We start from the raw sequence: 17671 nt of genomic DNA, 5'->3' as shown, positions 1-17671 counted from the left end.
GTTGTTTGGGACGTCCCAAACTGCACTCCTTGGAGCCCATCTGCGTCACGGAATGCCCGCTCGTTCGTACCAGGTCAACCCAGGCTGGCATCCCGTGAGCCCAGGCGCTTCGCCCTCCACTTCGTCATTCCCGCGCAGGCGCACTGCTGTCCGGTGAAAACGTAACGGTGGCGGGCACGCTGTTCAATCAAGCACCACGAGTGCCGAGATGTCGCCCCGTTGTGCACCCCAGCGTGCCAACAGGCTTCACGCCAGCGCCTTAGTGCGCGTGGATCCCGGCCTTCGCCGGGATGACGGCGGTTTTTCTTCGGCCTACAGCCCTGTGCGGCGACCGTTACGTTTTCCCCGGACAGCCGTGCGCCTTCACGGGAATGACGGTTGAGTGTGCGCGGCGGTGCCGGCTGCGGCTGACGCTTGTCCGCGCTTCTTACTCTAGACAGAACGGGCCGTTTGGGACGTCCCAAACCGGGGCAGGCGTGTGCGCCGTTTGAGGTACGACGGCGTGCAATGCGCTGTCTGTGGTGTTCGGCAAGTGGACTCGAACACCGGTTTGGGACGTCCCAAACCAAGGCGGACCGTGTGGCATGTGGGTTCAACCATTGTTTGGGACGTCCCAAACTGAACTCCTTGGAGCCGTACCTGTGCGGCAAACGCCCCACGCTGGCGGCCCGAGAGCCCAAACGTTCAGCACCCTCGCCCGTCATTTCCGCGAAGGCGGGAACCTGGGCGATCGCTGCGCCGCAGCGAAGACGCGACACGGAAAAGCAGCGATTCAAGCCTTGCGATACCGGCTTTCGCACTGGTGGCCAGCTTGGGGACTTCCTGGGTTCCCGCTTTCGGTAATGACGGATGGGAGTCAGCGGCCGAGTCGGCTGCGGCTGGTGCCTGTCTGCGCTCACCTCTGGAGACGAAGGGTGGTTTGGGACGTCCCAAACCAGAGGCTGCTGGCAACGCATCTGCAGGCCGGTGGTGACGCAGTGGCCAAGAGGGAGCCTGGATCGCGTGTTCAAGCGCTCGTTTGGGACGTCCCAAACCCAGGCGGTAAGTAAAGCGTTCGCTGTTCGGTGAGGGGCCGCATTTTTCCCCGCGCGTGTCGCAGCCTCGCGTCCAGGCGCCGGTTTGGGACGTCCCAAACTCTCCGCGCACCTGCCCCAAGCTCCCCGACTGCGAACCGCATGCGTCGCATGCGCCCCACACTTTCCGGCACCCAGCAAACTTTACGGTGCATCAAAGCGCAAATCCGGTGTTGGGGTGCCGTGTATCGCCGCAAAATCGCGCCTTCAGGAGGCGGACGTGATTCTGACGATTGCAAATATCAAGGGCGGTGTGGCCAAGAGCACCATGGCGGTGTGCCTGGCCACCATGGCGGCATCCGAGGGCGCCTCGGTGGTCATCGTGGATGCCGACGACAAGGGCACCTCCACGGACTGGGGCAACGCGCGCAGCGAGGACGGCGTGGAGCCGCCCATCAACGTCGTGGGCGTCATGCGCCAGTGCGCCCGCACCATCGCCGCGCTGGCGCGCGAGTACGACCTCGTGGTCGTGGACATCGGCGCGGGCAACAAGGCCGTCATCAAGGAGTGCGCCGAGATCTCCAACCTCGTGCTGCTGCCCTGCGGGCCCATGCAGCCGGAGATCGCGCGCACGGTGCAGACGCTGTCGCTGCTGCAGGACGTGCAGGTGCCCGTCTATGTGCTGCTCAACCGCGTGGCGCTGCATCCGCGCGCCAAGGAAACGCAGTTCGTGCGCCGGCAGTTCAGCGACGCGGGCGTGCGCGTGTTCGACGCCGTGCTGCCGCGGCGCAAGGTGTGGGAGGCCACCGGCAACGGGCTGGCCATCCACGAGATCTCCGGCGCCGGCGCGGCCGCGACGGAAATGCGCGCCGTCTACGACGAGGTGGCTCGCCGCATCAACGAGATGGAGGCCGCATGAGCTTCAGGCAGAAATTCCGCCCCATCCAGCTCGACCCCCAGCGCGTGGCCAAGGCCGAGGCGCAGGGCGCCAAGGTCAGCGCCGAGGACGCCGCCGCACTCCAGGCCGAAGCCGCCGCAGTTGACGCCGCGCCCGCCGCCGCCCAAGCCGTCGCCGCACCCGCTGCGGCCCCGGACACCGCCCCCTCCAGCGCGCCGGCCCGCCAGGCGGCGGGTGCAGCCGCCGCACCCGCCGCGGCTGCACCCGCCGCGGTGCGCGGCCTCATCGCCGCAGCGCCGGACGATGGCGTGGACGGCGAGTTTGGGACGTCCCAAACCGTCCTCTACTACGGCCCCTGGCAGGTTGGGCAGGTCTACGAGGTGCCGCACGAGTGCCTGCGGCCCAACCCGGTGAACCCGCGCATCTTCTACACGGTGGACGCCGTGGAGAACATGGCGCAGTCGCTGCTGGACGAGGGCCAGACCACCGCGGCCACCGGCTACGTGGAGGACGACCACGTCGTCCTCATCGAGGGCCAGACCCGCCAGAAGGCCTGCCAGCAACTCAACTGGCCCACGCTGCGCGTGGAGATCCGGCCCAAGCCGCAGAGCGTGCGCACGCTGTACGAGACGGCGCGCGCGGCCAACGAGGCGCGCTCCAACCCCTCCAACCTGGACGAGGCGCTGCGCTGGAAGGAGCTGCTGGACACCGGCGTCTATCCCCACCAGCGTGCGCTGGCCGAGGCGCTGCGGCTGCACGAGGGCGACGTCAGCCGCGTGCTGTCGCTGGCCAAGATGCCCAGGAGCATCCTGCAGGCGCTGGCCGAGGTGCCGGCGCTGCTGTATGCGCGCACGCTGGCCTCCATCCGCGCCTACTGGGAAACCTGCGGCGACGACAAGACGCTGGAGCTGGTCGTGCGCGCCCGCGCCCGCGGCATGAGCTTTCGCGAGATAGACAACCTGCGCAAGGCGGCGGAGAAGGGCCCCTACAAGCGCCCGCACGCCTCGCGCATGAAGGTGAGCTTCGGCGCGGGCAAGGGCGAGCTCAAGACTTTCGAGGACGGCCGCATCCAGCTCCTGCTCGAAGGCCTGAGCGACGACGAGGCGCGCGACCTGCAGCAGCGGCTGCAAAAGGCGCTCAAGGTTTGACCAGGGCAGGTCACGCCGGCCACCCGCAGCAAGGTTTTTGGGCATGCGAAATGTGAAGCTCGTATCGCTGTGGCAGCAGGCCGCGCAGCGCCAGGTGCGCAGCGTCGCGCGCGCCGGCCAGCGGCTGACGCAGGACATGGTCAAGGCGGTGGCTGCGGCCCACGCGCCGCCGCCGGGGCCGGGCGACTGGCTCAGCGGCACCGTGCTGGGCCCGGCCGGCGCGCGGCGCTGGCGGCTGTACCGCCCCGAGGGGGCAGGGCGGTCCACGCCGCTGCCGCTGCTGGTCATGCTGCACGGCTGCAGCCAGGACGCGCACGGCTTTGCCATCAGCACCGGCATGAACCGGCTGGCCGCGCGCGAAGGCTTTTTCGTCCTCTACCCCGAGCAGGACAGGCGCGCCAACCCGCAAGGCTGCTGGAACTGGTACGACACGCGCAGCGGCCAGGCGCTGGCCGAGGCGGCCACGCTGGTGGCGGCGGTGGAGCAGGTGGCGCTGGCGCAGGCGGTGGACCGCAACCGCATCGCCGTGGCGGGGCTGTCGGCCGGCGCGAGCATGGCGGCGCTGCTGGCCGTGCGGCGGCCGCAGCTGTTCAAGGCCGTGGCCATGCACTCCGGCGTGCCGCCGGGCGTGGCGCGCTCCTCGGCCACCGCGCTGCGGGCCATGCTGGGCCACGGCGCGCAGGGCGTCGTCCCGGTCGGCCCGGCGCTGCTGGCGGGCGCCTCGCTGCCGCCGCTGCTGGTGCTGCACGGCAGCGCAGACGCGGTGGTGTCCTCGCGCAACGCTGCTGCCGCCGCTGAGCTGTGGGCCGAGGCCGTGGGTGCCCGCGGCGGCGCCGCACGCGTGGTGCAGCGCGGCCAGCGCCACGCCATGCACGTCACCGACTACAAGGCCGGCCGCCGCACCGTGGCCACGCTGTGCGAGATACAGGGCCTGGGCCACGCCTGGAGCGGCGGCGCGGCGCGCGAGCGCTTCAGCGATCCGGCCGGCCCCTGCGCCTCGCGCCTGGTCTGGCGCTTTGCGCGCAACTGCTTCGACAAGGGCTGAGCGCCCGGCGCCGCCGGGGCCCGCACGCCGTGCCCGCAGCCGCCCTCGGGGACCGCTGCGGAGGCGGGTAGTTTGGGACGTCCCAAACGGCCCGCGGTGGCACGGCCGGCAGCGGCTGAAGCCCGTGCTTTCTGGCCTCGTTGGATCGTCCTGCCGCCTCAGCGCTGCGTGCGCAGGTAAGCCAACAAATCGTCGATCTGGCGCGGGTCGCCCAAGCCCCAGAAGCGCATCTTGTTGCCCGGCACGGTGCGGTTGGGCGATTGGATGAAGGCGCGCAGCCGCTCCTCGGTCCAGGCGAAATCCGCGTTCTTCAGGGCGTCGGAATAGTGGAAGTCGGTGGTGCTGCCGGCCTTGCGGCCCACGATGCCGTTGAGCTGCGGCCCAAACCCGCCGCGCGCCGACGGCCCAAGCTGGTGGCAGTTGGCGCAGCGCGCAAACACCGCCTTGCCCGCCACGGGGTTGCCACCACCGCCCGCACCGCCGGCCTCGGCGCCCAAGGCGGCGGATGCCGGCGCGGCCAGCAGCAGACACGCGGCTGCGTGCGCCCATGTCGGCCGGCCAGGCTTAAAAAACGCGCAGTGCATACCGGAAAGTCCTGGAAATCTGGAGACATTCAGGCGCGCCGCGTGCGGTGCAGCCCTGTGCCGGCCGGTGGCAAGGCGGCGGCCGGGGGGCGGTGCGCAGGGCGCTGCCTAGAATCCCCGTGAATGAATGTCGGCATTTTGTATGCGGCCCTGGCCTACGTGGCCTGGGGCCTGTTTCCCCTGTACTTCCGCCAGGTCTCCGCGGTCCCTTCGCTGGAAATCGTCTTGCACCGCACGGTGTGGTCGCTGGTTTTCCTGCTCGTCGTCCTGGGCGCGATGCGGCGCTTTCACCTGCTCAAGCCGGCCCTGAAGTCGCCGCGCCAGCTCCTGCTGTTTGCCGTGAGCGCGCTGCTGCTGGCGGGCAACTGGCTGGTCTACGTGTGGGCGGTCAACAACGGGCACGTCATAGACGCCAGCTTGGGCTACTTCATCAACCCGCTGGTGTACGTGCTCATGGGCTACGCCTTCCTGCACGAGCGGCTGCGCCCGCTGCAGTGGGCGGCCGTGGCGCTGGCCGGGGCCGGGGTGCTGTGGCTGACCTGGCAGGCGGGGCAACTGCCCTGGATCGCGCTGCTGCTGGCGGCGTCCTTCGGCCTGTACGGGCTGATGCGCAAGACCGCGCCGCTGGGCACGCTGGAGGGCCTGGCGCTGGAGACGCTGCTGCTGGCGCCGCTGGCCGTGCCGGCCCTGGCGCTGTGGACGCTCTCCGGCAGCAGCGCCATCGCCCAGGCCGACGCGCCCACCGTGGGCTGGCTGTTGCTGGCCGGGCCCATCACCGCGGTGCCGCTGCTGCTGTTTGCCGCCGGCGCGCGCCGCATTCCGCTGGGCACGCTGGGGCTGCTGCAGTACATCGGACCGACGCTGCAGCTGCTCATGGGCGTGTGGGTGTTCCACGAGCCCTTTCAGGGCACGCGCGTGCTGGGCTTCGTCCTGATTTGGGCGGCCCTGGCGCTGTACAGCGCCGAGGGCCTGTGGGCGGCCCGCCGCCGCGCGGCGGCGGCCATGGCCTGAGCCCGGCCGCTCAGGCGGGCAGCGCACCCATTGGGCGTCCGCGCGCGCCGCGGCGCGTCCACCCGGCCAGCGCCGCCGCGCCCAGCGCTAGCAGCAGCGGCGCCGGGGGCTCCGGCACGGCAGGCACCCGCACGCGGAAGGCGCCGGCGTTGTTGCTCCACTCGTAGCCGTCCATGGTGCCCAGGTACAGCCGCGTGGCGCCTTCGGGGACGAAGAACTGCTGACGCTCGCCGCTGCCGCGGCCGGTGAGCCCGTCGCCGATGAAGAAGGTCTGCTTGAGCTGCGGGTGCAGCGTGCGGAAGTCCAGCCCCAGGCCGCTACCGGAAAAATCAAGGTCGTCCGGCGTCGGCCCCGCGGTGGGCAATGACGGGCCCAGGAACACGCCTATGAGCGAGTTGATGGGCGCGCGCAGGTTGGACATGCCGTTGACCGGCGCATGGGTGAATACCTCGGTGGCGCCGTCCACGCCCGGCACCGGCCCGTCGGCGCGGGGAAAGGCCCGTCCGCACTCGGGGCAGCAAAAGGTGCTGGTGCTGGTGGCCGGGCAGTTGGCCACGCCGCCGCGCACGCTGAAGGTCAGCACGTCCAGGCGGCTCAGGTCCAGGCCACTGAGCAGCACCGGCGACTGCGCGGGCGCGCTGTCCGGCGGGTCGATGCTGCCGTCCGGCATGCCGGCCAGCCATGGGTTGGCCGTGCCCGGCACCCGCACGCCCAGCGCGTGCGCCTGCAGCGGCGCGCCCAGCGCCGCGAACGCCGTGGCCAGTGCCGCCAGCCAGCGCAGCGCGGCACCCCAGCCGCCGCCCGCACGCCAGCGCCCGCGACGGCCCCATGTGTCAAAAATCCCCTCCAGCATGGCCATACCTCCTGCTGTCGCTTGAACCAGGGGCCGCCAGCGTAACGGCGAGCCCGGATCCAGCCGATGCCTTCAATCGGCTGGCGCAAAGCAACGTTGCGGAAAAGCGTGGTTACGGGCGGCCGACACTTTCTCAACCCTTTCAGGTGGGATTGCGTGGAGGCGCCTGGGGCAGGGCCTGCGCAAGTGCTTGTGGCTCCACGAGGCTCAACAAGTGGTGGCCAATGGCGGCGATCTTGCTGGAATTTATGTATAGCAAAGATTATGAACGGTTATCTGGATAAGCAAGATCTGCTGCATCAGTCGCGCGCATCCGGCGGTCTCCGACATCGTGACCGTGCCCGCTCACCGACCGATCAAGGCCATCTACGTCAAGCAGTTCGTGGCCCTCGTCGATCGCATCCAGGGAATTGAGCCATGGGCGACGTCAAGCACATCCAGCCTGTTCTCCCGCCGTATCCCTTCGAGGACTACGCGCGCCTCGTCAGCCCTCTCAGCGAGGAGGATGGGGGTGGCTACCTGGTGACGTTTCCCGATCTGCCCGGCGTCATGGCCGACGGCGACAGCGTCGAGGACGCCTTGCACAACGCCCGCGATGCCTTCGAGTCGGACATAGCCGCCATGGTGGGTTTGCGCCCGCTGGGCGCGCGGGGCATCGTCCAAGTAGCGCAGGCCGAGACCGAGCGCCGCGCCTCGGTGGCTGGGTTCCGCGCAGGCCTGAGCTTCACCTCGGCTTTGGCGACGTCGTCCATGCAGGGGTTCGGTAGTTTCAGTGTCCATCGTCATACGCGCCACAGCGATGTTCAGCGGCGAATGGGCAGCGGGCTTCGCTTGAGAGTGCGCAGCACGAAACTGGACTTGCTGTGGCGGATGCCGGGAATTTTGTATAGCCGCTCGCGCAGCAGCCGCTCGTAGTCGCGCGTGTCGCGCACGGCGATCTTGACGTAGTAGTCATAGTCGCCGGACACAAGGAACGCCTCAATGACTTCCGGGATGGCTTCCAGCGCGCGGCCAAATTCAAACAGCGCCTCGTCGGAGTGGGAGTCCAACGTCACCTGCACGATGACCGTGTCGGACAGGTTGAGGCGCTCGGCATTGAGCTGCACCGTATAGCCCTCGATCACGCCCGCCTGCTCCATGCGCTTGATCCGGGTCCAGCACGGCGAGTTGGTGAGCCCCACGTGCTGACTGAGCTCCTGCAGGCTCATGCGCGCGTCGCGCTGCAGCGCCTCCAGGATGCCGCTGGTCTGCATCAGCGGCCAAGTGGCGACCAGCGCCATCGGCACGGACACCTTCCAGGAGTGTGATGCGCTCGCCATCTCCAAATCGGTGACCCGCTGGAATGTGCGTACATGATCCCGAGACGCTGCCGGCCACGTTGCGCGAGGCATTTCGCGTCGCCGCGGGTGGCCGTCCCGGCCCGGTACTGGTGGACCTGCCCAAGGACGTGCAAGCGGCGCCGGTGCGGCACGGCCTTTCGCTCCTGCCCAACCCTGCGCCCAAGGCGGCGCAGCCGCCATTGCCGGCCGCGGCGCTGGAGGAGGCCGCCGCACTGATTGCTGCGGCGCGCCGGCCGGTGTTCTACGGCGGTGGCGGGCTCGTCAACTCGGGGGCCGAAGTTGACCGACTGGTGGAATCGCATCGAGGGCTGGCGCGCGCAGCGGTGCCTGGACTTCGAAGACACGACCGAGGTCATCGCGCCGCAAGCGCTGATGAACCGGTTGCAGGCACAACTCGATGGGCACGACGCCGTGGTCGCCACCGACGTGGGCCAGCATCAGATGTGGGCCGCGCAGCATCTGCGTATCGAACAGCCGCAGCACTGGCTGACTTCCGGTGGCGCGGGCACCATGGGCTATGGATTGCCGGCCGCCATTGGCGCGCAGCTCGCTCACCCGGACAGGACCGTGGTGTGCGTCAGCGGCGACGCCTCGATCCTGATGAACATCCAGGAGCTCGCCACGGCACGCCAGCACCGGACGCCGGTCAAGGTGGTGCTGTGCAACAACGGCTGGATGGGCATGGTGCGGCAATGGCAGGAGCTGGTTCATGGCGGGCGCTACAGCCAGAGCTACCACGAGTCGCAACCCGACTTCGTGGCCGTGGCGCGGGGCTTCGGCTGGCAGGCGCGTAGCGTGGACCGGCGTGCCGACCTGGACGCGGCGCTGGCCGAATGCCTCAACAGCGGTGGACCGTTCTTCCTCGACGTGCGCGTGCGCTCCGACGAGAACTGCTTTCCGATGATCCCGGCCGGCAGTGGCCACCATGAGATGGTGCTGGGCGAGTAGAGGAACAGGGAGTGCGGCGGCCGGCAGCTTCAGCGCAGCGGCCGGTAGAAGGCGCGGATTTCCTCAGCCAGCGCCTGGAGCTGCTCCATGGCGGCAAAGTGGCCGCCGTGCGGCATCACGCTCCAGCGCCGGATGTCGGTGAACACGCGCTGCGCCAACGAACCAACTGGCGCGTGCACCACGCCAACCTCGTCAGGCATGGCTGAGCAAGCATCACGAGGCCATCGAGGTGTTCTACCTTCCAAGCTATAGCCCCGAGCTCAACACCGGCGAGATGACCAACGCGGATCTGAAGCAGGCGGTCACGAAGCTGGCGTCAGCACGCACGAAGCTGCAACTCGTCAAGGCCACCGCGCAGCACCTGCGCAGCGTGCAGCGCCGGCCTGAACGTATCTGCAGCTACTTCGAGCACGAGCTGGTTCGTTATGCCGCCTGAGTCAAGTTCGTTAATGCCGAGTCAATAAGAACTACGGGAAACAGGAGCAAGGTCAGATGCCCTGGTTGGCGCTCAGGCCGACTGCACCATTGCGACAAGCATTCGATGGTTCTGCTCACAGATGCGGCGAAAGCCGTCGCTGATCCTGGGATCTCCTGACGCGCGCTGCCAGAAGTCCAGTGCGGCGGCTGCGGCAGCGCCCCACGCCGTACGCTCGGCAGGCAGGGGCAGCTGCGGCGAGAAGTTCCTTGTCGGCAACTCCACACCCCGGGCCGGCGCGTACAGCATGGGCAACATGTCGTAGGCCGGTGCCAGCGCCAGCCCCGGCCTGAACGACAGGTTGCCGTCGTGCATGTCGGTATTGGCGATGAGCCTGCCGAAATGCCACAGCTCGTCGATGGCCGACTGCGTTGCTGCGTCAACAAGCTTGCGCCCGTGCAGCGCCGCCGAAGCGCCCGTCCAGGGCAAGCCGTTGGCACCGAAAAGCGCCGCATTCAGGGCCGCCCAGGAACACACCGGTGAACGGCCGAGATGGCCATGCCGGTCAAAGCGATCGACCTCCAGGAAGGTCCGGCCCGCGACCTGATAGATGCGGCTGCCTGCGGCGCCGGCTTGCAGGTGCTGTGCTACCACGTTCAAGGCCAAGTGCTCGCACACGAGCAGGTCGGACCAGCGCTGGGTTCCGGCCGAGTCATCCGAGCCCGAGAACTTGACGATGACGTGCCGCAGCACGCCGCCAGTGCTTCGCATGGCCGTGAACTTGGGAAACTCGCCGCCGGCAGAGGAACCGACCACGCCAAGACTCATCGCCTGTGCAGCCAGCGCGGGGTAGCCGACCGCGACATCCTCGTCGCCCAGAACAGCCGGCTCATGCCGCGAGTGCTCCAGCCATTGCCGACAAGCCGTCTCGCCCAGGATGTAGCTGCCCGGCTGGTCGACGCCCAGCAGCGACAGCGCATGCAGCACGTCGTCCTCCAACCAGTCCTGGGGATGCTCGCTCACCTGCAGCAAGGCGGCATGGTGGCGTGCGAAGTTGCGTCCGAGGAAGCCTTGGGGGCGCATGTCGTCCAGGAAGTACGGCAGGCCGTCGAACCAGCCATCGCGCATGTCCTCCTCCAGGGGCCACGCCGGTGGCTGCAGGAACTCCACGGCACAGCCGTCGGGATAGGTGGGCGAGAGGCTGGCCACTTCGTGCAGCCGCCCCTGGGGGTCCACCTCGAAAAGCGGCAGCGGCTGCATGCTGCCGCGCAGTGCCCGCCGTGCTGCATAGGCCGTGCGGCGGGCTCGCCCAAGGGCCACCACCGAGGGCCCCAGCGCATCCACCGCGCGCTTGAGCGTCGCGCGGCTGATCTGCAGCCGCTCGACCAACTGCCCGGCCGGAGCGCGATGCCAGGTCCGCAATGTGTGGAGAAGGTCATCAGGCAAGGGCATGAAACGATTTTAATGACGATCTGAACTCAATATATGGAGCTATTCAACCTCGTTATGCTTATTTCATGAAACGATCTATAAAACGATAAGAAATGCATTCTCCATGGTTGAGCGAAGCCTGGCGCAGGCGCTCGAAGGCGGTGCCATAGACATAGATTGCCGCAGCCCGGGCGGTGCGAGCCTCACGGAAGAAATGCCTGCCATTGGCAACGTGATGTCCCTGTAAAGGCTTCTGAAAGATTGAAGGCCAGCCACCGCTACGGCGCGGGTGCAACTGCAGGAGAAGACATATCCGGTAGCACCGCCGGCTCGCATGGGAAGCACGCTGCGCCGCGGGATAAGGGGCGGCCCTCCCGCATCAAAGGCAGCTACTTCCCCGAGTTCTTGGCGCCCCAGCGCACGGGGCGCGTCGTGAGCGTGGCTGTGGGCGTGAGCACCGAGGGCGCGCGAGGTGCTGGGCATCGTGGCCGGATTTGGCAAGGGCGCACTTGGGATGGGCTACGCTGCCGGGCAGATGGATAACGCCGACGAAGACATCACCGGCCGGTGGCCGTTCTGCGCTGGAGAGATGGCGCAGCGTGTACGCGTGCATGACTGGGCTTCCACGCCGCTAGGACCCATCGAGCACTGGCCCGCCAACCTGCGCACGACAGTGCAACTCGTGCTTGAGCACCCCTTTGCCTGCATCGTGCTTTGGGGGCCGCGGCTCATCCAGATCTACAACGACGCCTACCGGGACTTGACGGGTGTCAAGCATCCCCAGGGGCTGGGCCAGCCCACACGCGAGTGCTGGCCCGAGGTGTGGCACATCAACGAGCCGATCTTCGAGCGGGTCTGGCGCGGCGAGTCATCGGTGTTCGAAGACGCGCTCTACCCGCTCGCGCGTTCAGGCGTGTTGAAAAACGTCTGGTTTTCGCTGACGTACAGCCCTGTGCGCGACGGGGCTGGGCGCGTGGTGGCGGTGTTCGTCACCGTCATCGAGACGACACGGCGGCTGCGTGCCGAAGCTGCGCTGCGTCAAGGCCAAGCGCGACAGGACTTCCTGCTGCGCCTGAGCGACGCGCTGCGTCCGCTGCAGGACGCTCAGGCCATCAAGCGCCAGGCCACGCGGCTGCTGGGTGAGACGCTGGGCGTGAACCGGGCCTTCTATGCCGAGGTCGAGGGCGACGACTGGATGGTGGTCAAAGGCTACGAGCGCGCAACCGTGTCGCTGGCCGATGGACCGTATTCGGCCCGTACCTTCGGCGACTGGATCATGGCGACGTATTGCGCCGGCCGGCGCCTCGTGTTCCATGACAGTGGCACTGACCCGCGCTTCTCACCCACGCAACGGCAGGCCCATGCCGCCGTGCAGATTCTTGCCGCCGTGGGCGTGCCGCTGGTCAAGGAGGGCGTGCTGGTGGCCATCCTGGCCGTGCACAGCGCCACACCCAGACACTGGAGCGACGAGGAGTTGGCACTGGTGGAAGAGACGGCCGAGCGCACCTGGGCCGCCGTGGAGCGTGCACGCGCGGAAACCGCGCTGCGCAACAGCCGCGAGCAACTGGAGATGGCGTTGCGGGCGGCCACGATGGGCGTCTTCGACTGGGACCCGGCGACGCGCTGCATCGGCCTCACCGATGAGTCAGCCGAGATCTTCGGCCTGTTGCCGGGCAGCCGGCAGCTGGACATCGAAACGTTCCTCAAGCTCATCCACCCTGACGATGTGGCACGGCACCGCGCGGCCTTGCTCGATGCCGGCGCATGCGGCCACGAATGGCTTGGCGAATACCGCGTGCTTCGCCCGTGCGACGGCAAGCTGGTGTGGATCGAGGAACGGGGCCGCTGGGTGGCGGATGCCGCCACCGGCCGCGCGGGCGTCAAGGGCGTGCAATGGGACGTCACGGCGCGGCGTACCGCGCAAGAGCGGCTGCAGGGCGTGTTTTCGCTTGCCACGGTGGGCGTGTTGTTCTGGGGGGAGGGCTTCGGGCTCACGCAGGTCAACGATGCCTTCCTGCGCATGAGCGGCTTCACGCGCGAAGAGGCGCTGGGCCGGACCTGGCAGGAATTCACCCCGCCGGAGTTCCACGCGGCGTCGCTGCGCGCGGTGCAGGACGTGCTGACGCTGGGCGAGACGACGCCCTACGAAAAACAGTACATCCGCAAGGACGGCTCGCGCTGGTGGGGCCTGTTCGCGGCCCGCAAGGTGGGCGACGAGGTACTCGAATTCGTGCTCGACGTCTCGGCGCGCTACCAGGCCGAAGACGCCAATCGGGCCAAGAGCGCCTTCCTGGCCAACATGAGCCACGAGATCCGCACGCCCATGAACGCCATCATTGGCCTGGCGCACCTGCTCGGCCACGAAGGCCTGATGCCGCGCCAGGCTGAACAGGTGGCCCGCATCGAGGACGCGGCGCGGCACCTGCTGTCCATCATCAACGACATCCTGGATCTCTCCCGGATCGAGGCCGGCAAGCTTCAGCTCGAAGAACGTGACTTCGAGCTGCCCGCGCTGCTGGAGCAGGTCCGTTCCCTCTTGAGCGAAGGCGCCGCTGCGAAAGGGCTGTACCTGGCGGTGGACGCCGGCGGGCTGCCGCGGTGGTTGCGCGGCGACGAGACGCGGCTACGCCAGGCGCTGCTCAACTACGCAGGCAATGCCCTCAAGTTCACGCCCAAAGGCGGCATCGTGCTGCGCGCGCGGCAACTGCAGGAGCGCGAGGGCAGGCTGCTGGTGCGCTTCGAAGTCGAGGACAGCGGCGTGGGCATCGATGCGGCGCAACTGCCGCGCCTGTTCAAGGCCTTCGAGCAGGCCGACGCTTCCACCACGCGTGAGCACGGCGGCACCGGGCTGGGGCTGGCCATCACGCGGTGTCTGGCTGAGCTCATGGGCGGCGGTGCGGGCGCGCAGCCGCGCGAGAAGGGCGGCAGCCTCTTCTGGTTCACGGCATGGCTGGGCCGTGGCGCCGGTGCACAGGCTCAGGACCCTGCCCAACCGGCACGCGCCGATGCCGAGCTGCGCCAGCGCCATGCCGGTACGCGGGTGCTGGTGGCCGAGGACAACGTCATCAACCGCGAGGTGGCGCTCGCGCTGCTGCGCGCGGTGGAGCTGCAGGTGGACTTTGCGGAGAACGGCCAAGCCGCGTTGGACAAGGTGGTCCAGGCCCGCTACGGCCTGGTGCTCATGGACATGCAGATGCCCGTCATGGACGGGCTGCAGGCCACGCGGGCACTGCGCGCGCTGCCCGGACTGCAGACGCTGCCCGTCCTGGCCATGACGGCCAACGCCTTTGCCGAAGACCGTGCCGCTTGCCTGGCCGCCGGCATGGACGACTTCGTGACCAAGCCGGTGCAGCCGCAAGCGCTGTATGCGACCCTGTTGAAGTGGCTCGACCGCGAAAAGACTTTTTCCAGCAAAGCACACCAAGCTTGCTGAATGCCGTAGCGGCGCTGGCCCGGTGCGTCAACCTGTTCAACTGCGTCTCTCATCCTGATCGTCGCGCCATACTCCGATTTGAAAATTTCAAATTCTGTTGGCCGCATGGTGGTGGAAGTTGCCGCGCAGCCCGCGGCTGCGTCGCATATCGAAAGTTAAAGGCCTGCGTTCACGCGCCGCAAAGGCCTCCACAGAAGCGGCCTCTCCAATGTCTTGCAGGGCTGTGTCGCATGGAAATCTCCTGTCCGCTTTCTGCTGCCACGCCTGGCCTGTGGCTCGCGCACTCCCGTCCCGGGAACGTGCGCGGTTGCATGCGGGAGGGCGTGGCTGACAAGGAGACGGTGGACGGCGTGGGGAGCTTGCGCATCACGCCGCTGGAAGGCGCGGCGGGCGAGGCGGGCGCGCGGATCTTTGAGGCGGGCTGCTTTCGCCTCGCCCGCAAAAAGTCATGCCCGCCGAAGCGGGCATGACGCAGCAGCCGCGCCGCCTGCGGGGGGCGCGGCCTCAGCGCCGCTTGCCGGCCAGTTGGCGCACCACCTTCACCATGCGGTCCACCTCCTCGCAGGTGTTGTAGAAGGCCAGCGAGGGCCGCACGGTGGCCTCCAGGCCGAAGCGGCGCAGGATGGGCTGCGCGCAGTGGTGGCCGGTGCGCACGGCAATGCCTTCCTGGTTGAGCGCCTGCCCCACCTCGCCGGTGCCGTAACCGTCGAGCACGAAGCTCAGCACGCTGGCCTTGTCGCGCGCTGTGCCCACCAGGCGCACGCCGGGAATGGGGCGCATGTGCTGCGTGGCGTAGTCCAGCAGCGCATGCTCGTAGCGGCCGATGTTCTCGATGCCGATGCGCTCCACGTACTCCAGCGCGGCGGCCAGGCCCACGGCGTCGGCGATGTTGCCGGTGCCGGCCTCGAAGCGCGTGGGCGGAGCGTGGAACACGGTGCGCTCGAAGGTCACGTCCGCAATCATGTTGCCCCCGCCCTGCCACGGCGGCATGTCCTCTAGCACCTCGCGCTTGCCGTAGACCACGCCAATGCCGGTTGGGCCGAAGATCTTGTGGCCGGAGAACACGAAGAAGTCCGTGTCCAGCGCCTGCATGTCCACGCGCAGGTGGCTCACGGATTGCGCGCCGTCCACCAGCGTGCGCACGCCGTGGCGGTGGGCGATGTCCACGATCTCCTGGACAGGCACCACCGTGCCCAGCGCGTTGGAGACCTGCGTCACCGACACGAGCTTGGTGCGGCTGTTGAGCAGCCGCTGGTACGCCTCAAGAATCACCTGCCCCGAGTCGTCCACCGGGATCACGCGCAGCTTCGCGCCCTTCTCGGCGGCGAGCTGCTGCCAGGGCACGATGTTGGCGTGGTGCTCCAGGTGGCTGACGATGATCTCGTCGCCCTCGCCGATGTTCTTGGCGCCCCAGCTCTTGGCCACGAGGTTGACGGCCTCGGTGGTGCCGCGCACGAAGACGATCTCCTCCACCGACGCGGCGCCTATGAAGCGGCGCACGGTTTCGCGCGCGCCCTCGTAGGCGTCGGTGGCGCGCGCGGCCAGGGCGTGCGCGGCGCGGTGGATGTTGGAGTTCTCGTGCGCGTAGAAGTGCGCCAGCCGGTCGATGACGGCCTGCGGCTTGTGCGTGGTGGCGGCGTTGTCGAACCACACCAGCTGCCGGCCGTTGACGCGCTCCTGCAGGATGGGGAAGTCCCGCCGCACGGCGTGCACGTCAAAGGGCGGATGCGTGGCCGTGGCGCCCACCTGCGGCGGCGCCTGCACCACGGCCGGCGTGGCGTGCTGCAGGAAGTAGAAGCCGCTGCCGCCGGGCACCCCGGCCGGGGTGGAGGGCGGCGTTGGCGTGTTCAGCCTGGGCACTTCGAAAGCGCCGAGGCCGGGCAGCGTGGGCCGGCCCGCAGCGGCGGGCTCGGCCCCGGCCGCGGTGGGTTTTGGCAGGTCCAGGAAGTAGTAGGGCGCTGCCGCTGTGGCGGCGGGCTCCGCCGCCGTGGCCAACGGCGGGGCGCCATCGCCGCGCTGCAAGGAAGCGGATGCCGGTGACGCCGCCGCCTGCGGCACGTCCTGCGCCGCGCTGCCCAGTCGCGGCTCGTAGGCCGGTGCAGCACCGAGCACGAGGTCCGGCACGCCGTTGGCGGCTTGCGCATGCGGCACGCGCGAGGGCAGCGAGGCCGGCAGGTTGGCGGCCGACTGCGGCGAGGTCGGCACCGCCTGGTGCCCCGGCGGCAGCGCCCCGAAGGGCACGGAGGCGGGCGTGGCCGGGCCAAACGTGCCCGGCGGCAGCGTCAGCCCCGCGGGCTGCGGCTGTGCCGGCAGAGGCAGGGCGCCGGCCGCGGGCAGCGCGGGGCTGCGCAGGTCGCGCCCGGGCAACAGCCGCTGCAGCAGCGCGTTGGGCGCGCCGTCCTGGCCCGGCAGCGCGGCGAAGAGCTCGCCGGCCAGCCGCGCCAGGGCGGCGGCATCCGGCAAGCCGGGCGGCGCCGCGTCGGAGGGTGTGAGTTGGGGCATGGGCTGCCTCTCGAATTACTTGTAGGTGTCCGGGTAGTCGTGGTACTTGCCGATCTCCACGTCTTCCAGCACGGCCAGCGCGTCGTCGCTTTGCACCGCCAGCGAGCAGTACAGGCTGATCAGGTACGAAGCAATCGCATGGCGGTTGATGCCCATGAAGCGCACCGACAGCCCCGGGCTCTGCTCGCCCGGCAGCCCGGGCTGGAACAGGCCCACCACGCCCTGGCGCTTTTCGCCTACGCGCAGCAGCAGGATCTTGGTCTTGCCGTCGGCCACGGGCACCTTGTCGCTGGGAATGAGCGGAATGCCGCGCCAGGTGAGGAACTGCGAGCCGAACAGGCTCACCGTGGGCGGCGGCACGCCGCGGCGCGTGCACTCGCGGCCGAAGGCGGCAATGGCCAGCGGGTGGGTCAGGAAGAAGGCCGGCTCCTTCCACACGCGCACCAGCAGCTCGTCCAGGTCGTCCGGCGTGGGCGCGCCGGTGAGCGGGTACACGATCTGGTCAGGGTGCACGCTGGCCAGCAGCCCGTAGTCCGGGTTGTTGATCAGCTCGTTTTCCTGCTTCTCCTTGATCGTCTCTATTGTCAGGCGCAACTGCTCCTTGATCTGGTCGTGCGGGCTGCTGTAGAGGTCGGAGACGCGGGTGTGCACGTCCAGCACCGTGCTCAGGGCACTGAGGAAGTATTCGTGCGGCTGCTCCTCGTAGTCCACGAAGGTGGCGGGCAGCTCGGACTCGTCGCGCTTGGCGCACAGCACCTTCACGTCCTGCGGGTTGCGCACGCGGTTGAGCCGATACACGCCCGCTTCCACCGGCAGCCACTGCAGCAGGTGCGTGAGCCAGCGCGGCGTGACGGTGGCAAGAATGGGCGTGGTCTTGGTGGCGTTGGCCAACTGCCGCGCGGCGCTGTCGCCCAGCACGGTGTGGGCAGGGGCGTGGTCGGCCGCGACGGGCTCGGCGGGAAGGTTCATGCGTGGGCTCCTTGGTGAAAAACTGGCAAGCGGGGCTTGCGCGAAGAATTCGCTTCAAAGCGAAAAAATGGGTGCTGCGAA

The 17671-nt window shown here is 68.7% G+C and carries 15 protein-coding genes and 2 pseudogenes; 10 read left to right on the top strand and 7 right to left on the bottom strand.

What is annotated here, in order from left to right:
• Positions 1-1293: 1293 nt before the first annotated feature.
• The 3 genes from SM757_RS15985 to SM757_RS15975 are packed head-to-tail and all read left to right on the top strand — an operon-like array spanning position 1294 to position 4104.
• Complete coding sequence (locus tag SM757_RS15985) at positions 1294-1932, top strand: nucleotide-binding protein (protein ID WP_322466254.1); 639 nt, start codon at positions 1294-1296, stop codon at positions 1930-1932.
• A complete protein-coding gene (locus SM757_RS15980) occupies positions 1929-3059 on the top strand; it encodes a ParB/RepB/Spo0J family partition protein (protein WP_322466253.1) in 1131 nt (376 codons plus the stop codon). Before SM757_RS15985 ends, SM757_RS15980 begins: the two co-directional genes overlap by 4 nt.
• Before the next feature lie 43 nt (positions 3060-3102).
• A complete protein-coding gene (locus SM757_RS15975) occupies positions 3103-4104 on the top strand; it encodes an extracellular catalytic domain type 1 short-chain-length polyhydroxyalkanoate depolymerase (RefSeq protein WP_066333997.1) in 1002 nt (333 codons plus the stop codon).
• A 158-nt stretch (positions 4105-4262) separates the two neighbouring features.
• Here SM757_RS15975 and SM757_RS15970 read toward each other — a convergent pair whose 3' ends face one another.
• Entirely contained in the window at positions 4263-4601 is a 339-nt protein-coding gene (locus tag SM757_RS15970) for a c-type cytochrome (protein ID WP_322466252.1), read from the bottom strand.
• Between the two features lie 210 nt (positions 4602-4811).
• Between SM757_RS15970 and rarD the strand changes: the two genes are divergently transcribed.
• Positions 4812-5699, top strand: coding sequence for an EamA family transporter RarD (rarD, locus tag SM757_RS15965; protein ID WP_322466251.1), 888 nt, complete (start codon positions 4812-4814; stop codon positions 5697-5699).
• Positions 5700-5709: 10 nt separating this feature from the next.
• On the opposite strand, the gene SM757_RS15960 is transcribed toward rarD, so the two are convergent.
• Positions 5710-6552 carry a hypothetical protein gene (locus SM757_RS15960; protein WP_322466250.1) on the bottom strand — a complete coding sequence of 281 codons (843 nt, stop codon included), beginning with the start codon at positions 6550-6552 and terminating at the stop codon, positions 5710-5712.
• A gap of 417 nt (positions 6553-6969) precedes the next feature.
• Here SM757_RS15960 and SM757_RS15955 point away from each other — a divergent pair, with 417 nt between their 5' ends.
• Positions 6970-7467, top strand: coding sequence for a type II toxin-antitoxin system HicB family antitoxin (locus tag SM757_RS15955; RefSeq protein ID WP_322466249.1), 498 nt, complete (start codon positions 6970-6972; stop codon positions 7465-7467).
• Here SM757_RS15955 and SM757_RS15950 read toward each other — a convergent pair.
• On the bottom strand, positions 7356-7832 hold the full coding sequence (locus SM757_RS15950; RefSeq protein WP_322466248.1) for an Lrp/AsnC family transcriptional regulator: 477 nt from the start codon (positions 7830-7832) through the stop codon (positions 7356-7358). The two genes, SM757_RS15955 and SM757_RS15950, sit on opposite strands and share 112 nt — an antisense overlap.
• Here SM757_RS15950 and SM757_RS15945 point away from each other — a divergent pair.
• Positions 7813-8840: pseudogene (locus tag SM757_RS15945) on the top strand (thiamine pyrophosphate-dependent enzyme); the annotation flags it as partial. The gene SM757_RS15950 and the pseudogene SM757_RS15945 overlap by 20 nt on opposite strands.
• A 29-nt stretch (positions 8841-8869) precedes the next feature.
• On the opposite strand, the gene SM757_RS15940 reads toward SM757_RS15945, so the two are convergent.
• Entirely contained in the window at positions 8870-9040 is a 171-nt protein-coding gene (locus SM757_RS15940) for a hypothetical protein (RefSeq protein ID WP_407655767.1), read from the bottom strand.
• Between SM757_RS15940 and SM757_RS15935 the strand changes: the two are divergent.
• Positions 9025-9276, top strand: a pseudogene (locus SM757_RS15935) (transposase); the annotation flags it as partial. The gene SM757_RS15940 and the pseudogene SM757_RS15935 sit on opposite strands and share 16 nt — an antisense overlap.
• Positions 9277-9348: 72 nt before the next feature.
• Here SM757_RS15935 and yjjJ read toward each other — a convergent pair.
• On the bottom strand, positions 9349-10707 hold the full coding sequence (gene yjjJ, locus SM757_RS15930) for a type II toxin-antitoxin system HipA family toxin YjjJ (protein ID WP_322466247.1): 1359 nt from the start codon (positions 10705-10707) through the stop codon (positions 9349-9351).
• A 103-nt stretch (positions 10708-10810) separates the two neighbouring features.
• Here yjjJ and SM757_RS15925 point away from each other — a divergent pair, with 103 nt between their 5' ends.
• The 3 genes from SM757_RS15925 (at position 10811) to SM757_RS15915 (ending at position 14589) form a co-directional block, all read left to right on the top strand.
• On the top strand, positions 10811-10933 hold the full coding sequence (locus tag SM757_RS15925; protein ID WP_322466246.1) for a hypothetical protein: 123 nt from the start codon (positions 10811-10813) through the stop codon (positions 10931-10933).
• Between the two features lie 267 nt (positions 10934-11200).
• The gene (locus SM757_RS15920; protein ID WP_322466245.1) at positions 11201-14119 is read left to right on the top strand and encodes a response regulator; all 2919 of its coding nucleotides are present in this window, start codon (positions 11201-11203) and stop codon (positions 14117-14119) included.
• 230 nt (positions 14120-14349) lie between these two features.
• Positions 14350-14589, top strand: coding sequence for a hypothetical protein (locus SM757_RS15915; RefSeq protein WP_322466244.1), 240 nt, complete (start codon positions 14350-14352; stop codon positions 14587-14589).
• A 34-nt stretch (positions 14590-14623) separates the two neighbouring features.
• Here the strand turns inward: SM757_RS15915 and SM757_RS15910 are convergent, their stop codons facing one another.
• Both SM757_RS15910 and SM757_RS15905 read right to left on the bottom strand, forming a co-directional pair.
• On the bottom strand, positions 14624-16621 hold the full coding sequence (locus tag SM757_RS15910) for a family 2A encapsulin nanocompartment cargo protein cysteine desulfurase (RefSeq protein WP_322466243.1): 1998 nt from the start codon (positions 16619-16621) through the stop codon (positions 14624-14626).
• A gap of 15 nt (positions 16622-16636) precedes the next feature.
• Complete coding sequence (locus SM757_RS15905; RefSeq protein WP_322466242.1) at positions 16637-17590, bottom strand: family 2A encapsulin nanocompartment shell protein; 954 nt, start codon at positions 17588-17590, stop codon at positions 16637-16639.
• Between the last annotated feature and the right edge of the window lie 81 nt (positions 17591-17671).

Source organism: Azohydromonas lata (assembly GCF_034427735.1).
GTDB classification, from domain to species: Bacteria; Pseudomonadota; Gammaproteobacteria; order Burkholderiales; family Burkholderiaceae_C; genus Azohydromonas; species Azohydromonas lata.
This window is presented reverse-complemented; position numbering and strand designations above follow the sequence as displayed.

Bases quoted from the DNA above. Each gene is read 5' to 3' on its own strand.
- SM757_RS15980 (WP_322466253.1), top strand. From the start codon at position 1,929: ATGAGCTTCAGGCAGAAATTCCGCCCCATCCAGCTCGACCCCCAGCGC.
- SM757_RS15975 (WP_066333997.1), top strand. From the start codon at position 3,103: ATGCGAAATGTGAAGCTCGTATCGCTGTGGCAGCAGGCCGCGCAGCGC.
- rarD (WP_322466251.1), top strand. From the start codon at position 4,812: ATGAATGTCGGCATTTTGTATGCGGCCCTGGCCTACGTGGCCTGGGGC.
- SM757_RS15960 (WP_322466250.1), bottom strand. From the start codon at position 6,552: ATGCTGGAGGGGATTTTTGACACATGGGGCCGTCGCGGGCGCTGGCGT.
- SM757_RS15955 (WP_322466249.1), top strand. From the start codon at position 6,970: ATGGGCGACGTCAAGCACATCCAGCCTGTTCTCCCGCCGTATCCCTTC.
- SM757_RS15950 (WP_322466248.1), bottom strand. From the start codon at position 7,832: ATGGCGCTGGTCGCCACTTGGCCGCTGATGCAGACCAGCGGCATCCTG.
- SM757_RS15940 (WP_407655767.1), bottom strand. From the start codon at position 9,040: ATGCCTGACGAGGTTGGCGTGGTGCACGCGCCAGTTGGTTCGTTGGCG.
- yjjJ (WP_322466247.1), bottom strand. From the start codon at position 10,707: ATGCCCTTGCCTGATGACCTTCTCCACACATTGCGGACCTGGCATCGC.
- SM757_RS15925 (WP_322466246.1), top strand. From the start codon at position 10,811: ATGGTTGAGCGAAGCCTGGCGCAGGCGCTCGAAGGCGGTGCCATAGAC.
- SM757_RS15920 (WP_322466245.1), top strand. From the start codon at position 11,201: ATGGGCTACGCTGCCGGGCAGATGGATAACGCCGACGAAGACATCACC.
- SM757_RS15915 (WP_322466244.1), top strand. From the start codon at position 14,350: ATGGAAATCTCCTGTCCGCTTTCTGCTGCCACGCCTGGCCTGTGGCTC.
- SM757_RS15910 (WP_322466243.1), bottom strand. From the start codon at position 16,621: ATGCCCCAACTCACACCCTCCGACGCGGCGCCGCCCGGCTTGCCGGAT.
- SM757_RS15905 (WP_322466242.1), bottom strand. From the start codon at position 17,590: ATGAACCTTCCCGCCGAGCCCGTCGCGGCCGACCACGCCCCTGCCCAC.